Genomic DNA, 9,373 nt, shown 5'->3' on the forward strand with positions numbered 1-9,373 from the left:
GCGGCCCGGGCAAGGTGGCTCAATCGAGAAGCAGCGTCGTCAATTCAATCGCGGATTTGACTTGCAGTTTTTCCATCAAGTGCGCCCGGTGATTTTCCACGGTACGGACGCTGATTCCCAGCTCCGTGGCAATCGCTTTGCTGGTCTTGCCGGTCGTGACATGCCAGGCGACCAGCCGCTCCTTCGGGGTCAGCAGTGCAAGCCGGATGCTTTTGTCGGCCGAGGCCAGCCTCTGCTCGTGCATCTGGCGGCTGCGTTCCAGCGCGCCCCGCACTTTTTGCACCAGCATTGCACCATCGACGGGCTTCTCCAGAAAATCGAGCGCACCCGCCTTGATCGCCTTGACCACCGAAGGGACCTCGGAGTAGGCGGAAACAAAGATGGTAGGTGGAAAAAGGCCCTTGCAGGCCAACTGGCTCTGCACCTGCAGGCCGCACATCCCCGGCATGCGCAGATCGCAGACCAGGCATTCAACCGGCGCCGGCCGGTACGCTTCGACGAAATCGCGAGCGGAAACAAATGTCCTTATCTCCGTGCCAAGGCCACGAAGCAACTCATGGTGTGTCCAGAGCACAATGTCATCGTCATCGACTAGATAGATTACGGGTCGTTCAACTGCCACAGCCTACATCTCCAATTCCTGGCTTCCCGCGACCGGATGTCGGCCGGATGTCGGCCTGTCGGCACGTTCACATACCGTGCAATGCGGCCAAGCGGACCAATGGGCACCTGAGAAGCCCCGCACCCACCAGCACAGTAAGCCATCATGATGGCGAAGTTGAAATTGGGTAATCCCCGGAGTCTCTGGAAAACAATGAAACCAAAAATATCTTAATTGCAGCACTTCCGATTATTAAGAAGAAACTTAATAGCGCAACATTTCCCGGCGTGCCGCTAGGTGGATGTGCGGTTTTAGCCTCCGACCGGTGGGGAACCGAAATTACGATTAAATCCAATGACTGCGAGCCAGGATAAGAATCATGTCTTGCAATGTGCCAGCGGCACCCGCGATGACTCCGGGGCGCCGGCGCACGCCAGCCACATCCGGTCGCGCAAGCGCGCGATCAGGCCACTGCCGCGCTGCGCTGGCGGCGTGCTTCCCGGTCGCTCGCCGGTGCATGTGGCCGCCCGGCGCCGCCGGCGCCCGGCAGGCGGAAGAACGCCACCGCCTCGTTGAGTTCCTGGCCCTGTTCCTGCAGCGCGCGCGACGCGCTGGCGGCTTGTTCCACCATGGCGGCATTCTGCTGGGTCACCTGGTCCATCTGCGAGATCGCCTGGTTCACCTGCTCGATACCGCGGCTTTGTTCCATCGATGCGCTGGCGATGTCTTCCACGATGCTGCTCACGCGCGCGACCGCCCTGGTCACCGAGTTCATGGTCTGCCCGGCTTCGCCCGCCAGCGTGGCGCCGTTCTGGATCTGCTGGAGCGAGCCCGCGATCAGTTCCTTGATCTCCTTGGCGGCGCTTGACGAGCGCTGCGCGAGGCTGCGCACCTCGCTGGCCACCACGGCAAAGCCGCGGCCTTGCTCACCGGCGCGGGCGGCTTCCACCGCGGCGTTGAGCGCCAGGATATTGGTCTGGAAGGCGATGCCTTCGATCATGCCGGTGATGTCGGCGATCCTGGTGGAGCTGGCGCTGATGCCTTGCATCGTATCGACCACGCGGCCAACCGCCGTGCTGCCGCTCTGCGCGATATCGGCGGCCTCGCGCGCCAGGTCGTTGGCTTGCCGGGCGTTCTCGCTGCTCAGGCGTACCGTGGTGGTCAACTCCTCCATGCTGGCGGCGGTTTCCTCAAGCGACGCCGCTTGCTCTTCGGTGCGCTGGCTCAGGTCCGCATTGCCCGCGGCGATCTCCGCCGACGCGCCGGCGATGCTTGCGCTGCTCTGGCGCACGCGGGACACGATCTGCGTCAGGCGCTCGTTCATGTCACGCAGGGCCGACAGCAGGCGGCCGGTCTCGTCCCGCGCCACCACGGCAATCTGGCTGCTCAGATCACCGCGCGCTACCGTTTGCGCCACGTCCACGGCCGTTTGCATGGGCCGGGTGATGGAGCGCGTGATCAGCAGGCCGCCCACCGCAGCGAGCGCCACGGCGGCAATGGACATGACGATCAACAGGTTGCGCTGCGCGGCATAGTCCTCCTCCAGCTTGCGCACCGTATCGGCCTGGCGGCCTTTGGTGAACTCGGTGTAGGCGTCGGTCGCCTTGACCAGCGCCCCCAGCAAGGGGCGGCATTCGTCGTTCATCTTGACGATGGCCTCGTCGCGCCTGGCGGCGAGCGCGAGGTCCGCGATGGCGATGGCCACGGGACCATAGCGCGACTCCACGCTGCCGATCTCGCGCACCAGGTTGCGCGCGGTGTCACTGACGTCGCTGTTGCCCGACACCATGTCCTTGAGCTTTGCCAGTTGCGCCTGCACGTCTTCATGCGCGCGCAATGCGGCTGCCTTCTCCAGGGCCAGGTCCTCGGGCCTGGTGACAAGTACCAGGTTGCGCGCCGCGATGGCGCGCCGGTCGACGGCGGTGCGCACCTGCGCGGCGACTTCGGCGCGCGCGTTGATGCCATGCAGGTAGCGGGAAAAACCGTCCGTGGCCTGGCTCAACGCGCGTAGCGACAGAGCGGAAATGGATAGCGCGATGATGGCTAGCAGGCTAAAGCTCAGCAAGAGCTTGCCCTTGATGGTCAGGCTGTTGAAGTTCACGATTTGATCCCCTTTTCCCGTTGTCCCGCTATGACGTTGGCGCTGCGCCATGGTCCGTGCGTCCTGAAATGCGTGCGGAACCACGCTGCAGAATGGCTAACGGCAAGTCATCGGAAGAACCTCCCCCTCCTGCAGAGGGGGCAGGTTTCATGGAATTCGGCGCAAGTAGCGCCGGAGCCGCTTTGCGTTGCGCAAGCGGGTGCCGGATGTGTTTGCGGCCGTTGCGCGGGGCAATTCGGCGCATAGGCAATCCACGTCACAGGCTGCGTGGCGTGGCGTGGCGTGGCGTGGCGTGGCGTGGCGTGGCGTGGCGTGGCGATAGATGGTATCGACAAGGCCCGGCGATCGTTCAAGGAAGGCGACGATCGCCGGGTGGCGCTCGCCAGCCAGACCGAGAGTCCAACATGGCGTGAAGCATTCCTGATCAGCGCCCTGGCATTGCGGCACGGCACCGTTCGGTCTTCATGAAAAAGCCGTATCCAACGCCGGTGCCGGCGCCACGCCAACGTCGCGCGTGGGGGTGTGCACCAGCGCGCAAACCATGTCCAGGCATGCCAGGGCCTGGCCAATGAGGTGCCGCTCCTGATCCAGGTCCCGCGCTGCCTGGACTACCAGCCTGGCGCTCATGCACAGCCGCAAGGCGCTGACCGGGACACCGGCCCTGTGGCCGCAGTCCACGGGCTGGCCAAGCTGGTAGGCCACGCCGGCGTCGGCGCTCCCCGGCGCCTGGACCCGGCGAAAGATGGCGGCCGTCTCCTCCCGGCTGAGCGCGACCCTGCCACCCCCCGGCTGGCAACGGTACAGCAGGAAGGGGTGAATGGTCTGGATCTCGTCCCAGTGGGATGGCGTGTTCAGCGCGGTGCGGTCCAGCGCCGGCACCGCCAGCGCGGCAAAGGCGGGATCGCAGCCCAGCCTTTGCTGGATGGCACTGGCAAAGCGCCGGGCAATGCCTGCAGCTTGCCCGGGCGGCACCGCGAGGAACTCGCGCAGCTCGTGGATCGCAGCCTGCCAGCGCAGCAGCAGGCCAAAGTTCGCAAAGCTGCCGAGCGCTTGCGTGCTTGCCCAGCCTTGCGGCCATTCCTCGCGCGCGGAGTACAGGCGCAGCTCCGCCGGGACGCCGCGCTCGCGCAGTGTCTTGCCAATTGCCGCTGGCAGCAGCAAGGCGCCGGAGAACGAAGGCCCGGTCACGAACTTGGAGCCGGTCAGCGCCACCATGCAGCCGTTGCGCAGGTAGGCTCGGAGCGTACCCGGCTCAATGCGGAACTGGCAGGCGTCGACCAGGACCTGCACCGCGCAGGGCCAGCGGCGATGCAGCGCGGTCACGCACGCGATGCTCGGCGCGATGCATCCGGTCTTGGAGACGTCGATCAGCACCAGCAGCACCTGGCGTGCGTCTTGCACGGCCTGGCTGACGAGCGCTTCGATTTGCGCATCGACCACGCTCGCATCCCGCAAGCTGCCGTCCGCATTGCGGATCGGCACATCAAGGATGTCGCTGGCGCAGGCCTGGCTCAGCGACTCGCCAGGGATGGTGGTACGGCCCAGTGCGTTGTACGTGCTGAAGTGGCGAGCGGCGAGCGCAGCGGCCACACCGCTGCCGCTCTCGGCCTCGCCGGCCAGGATCACCAGCGGCCGGCCCCGAACGCACGGAGTGCCCGGAGTGCCCGGTATGCCCGCATCTCCCGCATCGCAGCCGGCCCCATTGGCCGCCACCCGCGCGGCAACGCGCGCCGCGAGCAGGTGCACATCGGTGCCGGAAGCCGAGAAGACAAGCCCGGTGCCAAGCGCATCGCCTATGCCGCACAGCGCCAGCAGCTCGCCGCGCAGCCGGTCCAGCTCGCGGCGATACAGTTCGGCCGCGCTCTGGTGCGGCAGCGCCGCGGCAAGCCGGTTGCGCAGCGCGTCCACCTCGGCGAACGCGGCGGGAGAGATGCCCGAGGACGTGGAGGAGCCAAAGGGGACCAGCCCCGTTGCGGCGAGCGGCTGGCAACCGTACTTGTTACGGCCGGTCGCCGGATCCAGCGCGATGCGGTGGTCCCCGCCGCTGACCAGCAGGTCAGCCGTCGATGGCAGCGGCATCGTGAGCGTCCACGCGGTCGGCATGGGCCTGGCTGGCGTTGATCAGCATGGTCCGGAACGCCGCGAAGATCTTGTGCATCTGCGGCTGCTTGTACGGGAAGAGGTCAACCGGATCGATATCGTGCACCACCATCGCCGTATCGGCCTCGAACACCAGCAACGCCCCGTCCGGCGTCTCGGCGCAATCCAGGCCCACGTAATCCAGGCCCAGCCGCTCCTGGATCAGCGCGAGGGCATCCTTGTGGCGCAGCGCGAAGGTGCCGTCGAAGTCGCGCATGATGGCCGCCTCTTCATCCCGCTTGGCCGCGCTCTCTGCCATGCCGGCATTGAGATAGTGGATCATCCAGTGCTCGGAAATACCCACGTGGCACACATACGCGCGCCCTTCGATCAGCACCAGCCGGTATTTGCGGAACTGGCCGTCATCGTTCCGGTAATCGATGAAGTAAGAGACGTAGAAAGCCGGCTCGTCCGTCTGCGCCAGGTAGCCGGCGAGTTCGGCCGCATCGCCGATCTTCTCCAGGCCCTTGCCGGCATGCGAACCAAGCGGCCTGACAATGATCGGGAAAGCGCCCTCGCCCAGCACCGACGAAATCGCTGCCTGCCCGCTGGCGATGCCGGCCAGTACCTGGCGATCCACGCGCAGCGTCGGCGGCATGCACACGCCCGGCGCCGAAGCCAGCAACGCCGCCGCCCGGTCCCGCGAGAGCTGTTGCAGGCGATCCGGCTGGTTCAGCACCGGACGCGGCCAGATTGCCGCGAGCGCGCGCAGATGCTCCAGCACGGGCTGGGTACGGTCGGATTCGCCCACGGCGATGAACAGCACGTCGTGCTCCGGCACGGCCTGCGGCAGCGGGTTCTCCGGCGTGACGTAGAGCGCATCGAGCGCCACGTCGGAGTTGCCCAGCAAGCACTCCAGCGGCGTGTTGGCCATCAGGTCGCCCGACACCATGATGGCCAGCACGCGCAGGCGGGCTTCGCCATTGCGCAGGGTCGGCAAGTGATAGAGCTGGCGTGCCTGCAGCGCCTCGGCCTGCATGGTCATGGCCAGCGCGTGATCGCCGATGAGCTGCAGGACCAGCGAGAGATCCATCAGCGCATTGGCATCGTCCGGCCGCGACTGCAGATGGTTGATCAGCTCGGCGCCGAGCGGGCGCAGGTCCTCGTTCTGATGGGCCGCCCGCAGCAGGTGGCGCAGTCCGATCAGGGTGTCAGGGGCCGGCGTCATGTTGGCGGAATCAAGGATTGCGTTCATTGTGGTAGGCCGCTGGCTTCGGGAACGGGTACGGGTGACATGGCGCTCAGCGACCGGCCAAGCGCGAGGGTGGCGTTCAGCAGGACATCGATATCCTGCTGCGCGCTGCGATGATTGAAGAGCGCAACCCGGATCGCAAAGCGGCCGTCGAGCACGGTCGACGACGGCGCGCAGAGGCCGGATTCCTGCAGGGCGACAACAAGATCGCGGTTGACCTGTTCGATGGCGCCGTTCGCATCGGCACTGATGAAACGGAAGCAAACGATGTTGAGCGATACCGGCGCCAGCAGCTCCAGCTCCGGCTCGGACTCGATACGCCGCGCGAGCCCCTGCGCCAGGGTGCAGGTGTGGGCGATCATGCCGCCAAGCCGCTCGGTGCCGTAGACCTTGATCGTGAACCAGGTCTTCAGCGCACGGAAGCCGCGCGACAGGTCCGGCCCGAAATCGCAGGGCCAGGGGGAGCCGGCCGCCATGCCGCGCTCGCCGCGGCTGAGGTACGTGCCCTCGTGCGTGGCAAAGGTGCGTAGGTGCAATTGCCGGTCGCGGACCACAAAGAAGCCGGCGTCATAGGGGACCTGCAGCCACTTGTGAAAGTCGAAAGCGATCGAGTCCGCCTGCTCGATGCCGCGCAGGCGCGGCGCCAGTTGGGGGCACAGCATGGCCAGCGCGCCAAAGGCCCCGTCGACGTGAAAATGCAGTTGCTCCCGGCGGGCGATGCGCGCGATCTCGGCAAGGTCGTCGATGGCGCCCGTATCCACGGTGCCGGCGGTGCCCACCACGAGAAACGGCTGGAAGCCGGCAGCGCGGTCCACAGCGATGGTGGCGGCAAGGCACGCCATATCCATGCGCCCCATCTCGTCAACGGGGATCGCGCGCAGATTGTCTTTGCCGAGGCCGGCCAGGTCCATGCCTTGGGCAATGCAGCCATGCGCCCGGGCGGAGGTGTAGCCCGTCAGGCGTCGCGAAGCCTTCGCCATGCCGGTTGACCGCACGCCGGACCCGAGCGCCCGGGTCCGGGCGACCAGCACGCCGGACAGGTTGGCCATGGAGGAGCCGGTCAGGAACAGGCCGCTGGCATCCTCGGGAAAACCAAACAGCTCGATCACCCAGCGCAGCACCTGCCACTCCACCTCCACCGGGATATGGTCGCGCCCACCCAGGTTGGCATTGAGCCCGGCCGCCAGCATTTCCGCCAGCATCCCGACCGGCGTGCCGCCGCCGTGCACCCAGCCCATGAAGCCGGGATGCGCATTGCCCACGGCAAAAGGCAGGATGCTGTCCATGAAGGCCTCATGCACCTGGTCCAGCCCGCTGCCCTCACGGGGCAACGGCTCGCGGAAACTGGCGCGCACCGCATCGGGGATCGGCTGCCAGACCGGGCGGGCACGGATGCCCTGGAGGTGGTCCAGCATATCGTCGAGCATGCTGTGCCCCTGCGCCCTCAGCGCGCTCCAGTCGACGGGATCGAGACTGGTGGGGACTGGCTGCCAGCTGCCCTGGGTGGTTGGTGTTGACATGGCTAATGGCGGTCCGGAAAAACGCTGCGTCCCCATGGGAGGTGCTGTTCGCGACCTGGTTTCCGGGACATCGTGCCGGGGATCATAGCGCTGGGCCAGCCAGGCATTTGGTGGAGTACGGCGGGTTTTCCGCCCTATTTCTCTGCGACCGAAAAACAACACTGCCGGCGCTGCCTTACCACATTCCAATCATTTGCGAGCGCCGCTCCGCGAGACGATAATTGTGTCGTCAAGCATCTCAAGCATTGCTCGCGCCACTCCTTCAGCCGCCGCCCTCCCTCATGCAGCCACACCAAGGCCTACCCTATCCCCAACGCTCCTGGGCCATCCTCACCGTGTTTTGCGGCCTGATCATGGCCGTGCTCGACGGCTCGATCGCCAACATCGCACTGCCCTCGATCTCGCGCGAGCTGGCGGCGGACCCGTCCAGCACCATCTGGGTGGTCAACGCCTACCAGCTCACCGTCACGGTGTGCCTGCTGCCGCTGTCCTCGTTGGGCGACATCCTTGGCTACAAGCGTGTGTACCGCGGCGGCCTGGCGATCTTCCTGGCGGGCTCGCTGTTGTGCGCGCTGTCGCCCAACCTGCCGGTGCTGGTGGCCGCGCGGGTGCTGCAGGGCATCGGCGGCGCCGGCATCATGAGCGTGAACACGGCGCTGGTGCGCTTTATCTATCCGCCCACCAAGCTGGGCCGGGGCATCGGGCTGAACGCGCTGGTGGTGGGCATCACCATTGCCGTGGGGCCCTCCGTGGGCGCGCTGATCCTGTCGGTGGCGAGCTGGCCGTGGCTGTTCGCCATCAACGTGCCGGTGGCAATCTTTGCCCTGGCGCTGGCCCGCACCGCGCTGCCGGCGACGCCGCCCCAGCCGCGCAGCTTCGATTATCGCAGCGCGCTGCTCTCGGCCGTGGTCTTTGCCTTGTTCATCCTGGGCGTGGACGGCGCGGGCCACGCGCAATGGCGCCCCGCCGCCGCCGCAGGCCTGGTAGTGGCAGCGTTGCTGGGATGGTGCCTGGTGCGCATGCAGCGCGGCAAGCATGCGCCGCTGGTGCCGGTGGACCTGTTCGCCAGCCGCGCCTTCACGCTGGCGGTGGGCACTTCCTTCTGCTCGTTCATGGCGCAGATGCTGGCCTTCGTGGCGCTGCCCTTCTACCTCGAATACCAGCTTGGCCGCACGCTGCACGAGACCGGGCTGCTGATCACGCCGTGGCCGCTGATGGTGGCCATCATGGCGCCAATCTCGGGACGCCTGTCAGATCGCTACCCCGCCAGCATCCTCGCCGGCATCGGGCTGGCCTTGCTTGGGACGGGGCTGATCGGCCTGGCGATGCTTGGGCCGGAAGCGTCCAGCTTTGCCGTGTGCTGGCGCATGGCCATGTGCGGATTGGGATTCGGGCTATTCCAGTCGCCGAACAACCGCGCGATGATCGGCGCCACGCCGCCGGCGCGCAGTGGCGGCGCTAGCGGGGCGCAGGCTACAACGCGGTTGCTGGGGCAGACTACCGGGACTGCAGTGGTGGCCTTGTTGTTTAGTGTTGATGCCAGCGAGGCGGCCCGGGTGGCGCTTTTTGTTGCCGCGGGGGTGGCTCTGGTCGGGGCTCTGGTTAGTTTTAGCCGGCTGCGCAGTGGGAGTGGGCCGGCGGTGCGGGTGGGGGTGGCGGCTGAGGCGGATTTGTGATTTTTTGATGGGCGGTGGTTTTTGAGCTCAAGGGGCCTGTGTGCGGGGTTGGTCGATGCTTCTTTTAGCGGCGTTGGCTTTCGGACCCAAGAGCCATACGACAACCCCGCTGGGCGATGTCGTACAGCTCTTGGGTCCCACAAG

The 9,373-nt window shown here is 66.5% G+C and carries 6 protein-coding genes; 1 reads left to right on the forward strand and 5 read right to left on the reverse strand.

Annotated elements, in window-relative coordinates:
* Positions 1-19: 19 nt before the first annotated feature.
* From AC1RWI_RS29160 to AC1RWI_RS29180, 5 genes are all read right to left on the reverse strand, one after another.
* Complete coding sequence (locus tag AC1RWI_RS29160) at positions 20-622, reverse strand: response regulator transcription factor (RefSeq protein WP_492870060.1); 603 nt, start codon at positions 620-622, stop codon at positions 20-22.
* Between the two features lie 442 nt (positions 623-1,064).
* Positions 1,065-2,702: a methyl-accepting chemotaxis protein gene (locus AC1RWI_RS29165; RefSeq protein WP_492870061.1), complete on the reverse strand. Its 1,638-nt coding sequence runs from the start codon at positions 2,700-2,702 to the stop codon at positions 1,065-1,067.
* A gap of 462 nt (positions 2,703-3,164) precedes the next feature.
* Positions 3,165-4,781 (reverse strand): hypothetical protein, encoded by a 1,617-nt coding sequence (locus tag AC1RWI_RS29170; RefSeq protein WP_492870062.1) that lies wholly within the window; start codon positions 4,779-4,781, stop codon positions 3,165-3,167.
* Positions 4,759-6,036 carry an ATP-grasp domain-containing protein gene (locus AC1RWI_RS29175; RefSeq protein WP_492870063.1) on the reverse strand — a complete coding sequence of 426 codons (1,278 nt, stop codon included), beginning with the start codon at positions 6,034-6,036 and terminating at the stop codon, positions 4,759-4,761. Before AC1RWI_RS29175 ends, AC1RWI_RS29170 begins: the two co-directional genes overlap by 23 nt.
* A complete protein-coding gene (locus AC1RWI_RS29180; RefSeq protein ID WP_492870064.1) occupies positions 6,033-7,553 on the reverse strand; it encodes a pyridoxal phosphate-dependent decarboxylase family protein in 1,521 nt (506 codons plus the stop codon). Before AC1RWI_RS29180 ends, AC1RWI_RS29175 begins: the two co-directional genes overlap by 4 nt.
* Before the next feature lie 281 nt (positions 7,554-7,834).
* Here AC1RWI_RS29180 and AC1RWI_RS29185 point away from each other — a divergent pair, with 281 nt between their 5' ends.
* Positions 7,835-9,229: an MFS transporter gene (locus AC1RWI_RS29185; protein WP_492870065.1), complete on the forward strand. Its 1,395-nt coding sequence runs from the start codon at positions 7,835-7,837 to the stop codon at positions 9,227-9,229.
* Positions 9,230-9,373 lie beyond the last annotated feature (144 nt).

The sequence above is a fragment of the Cupriavidus sp. MPR-AND1C genome (assembly GCF_058809705.1).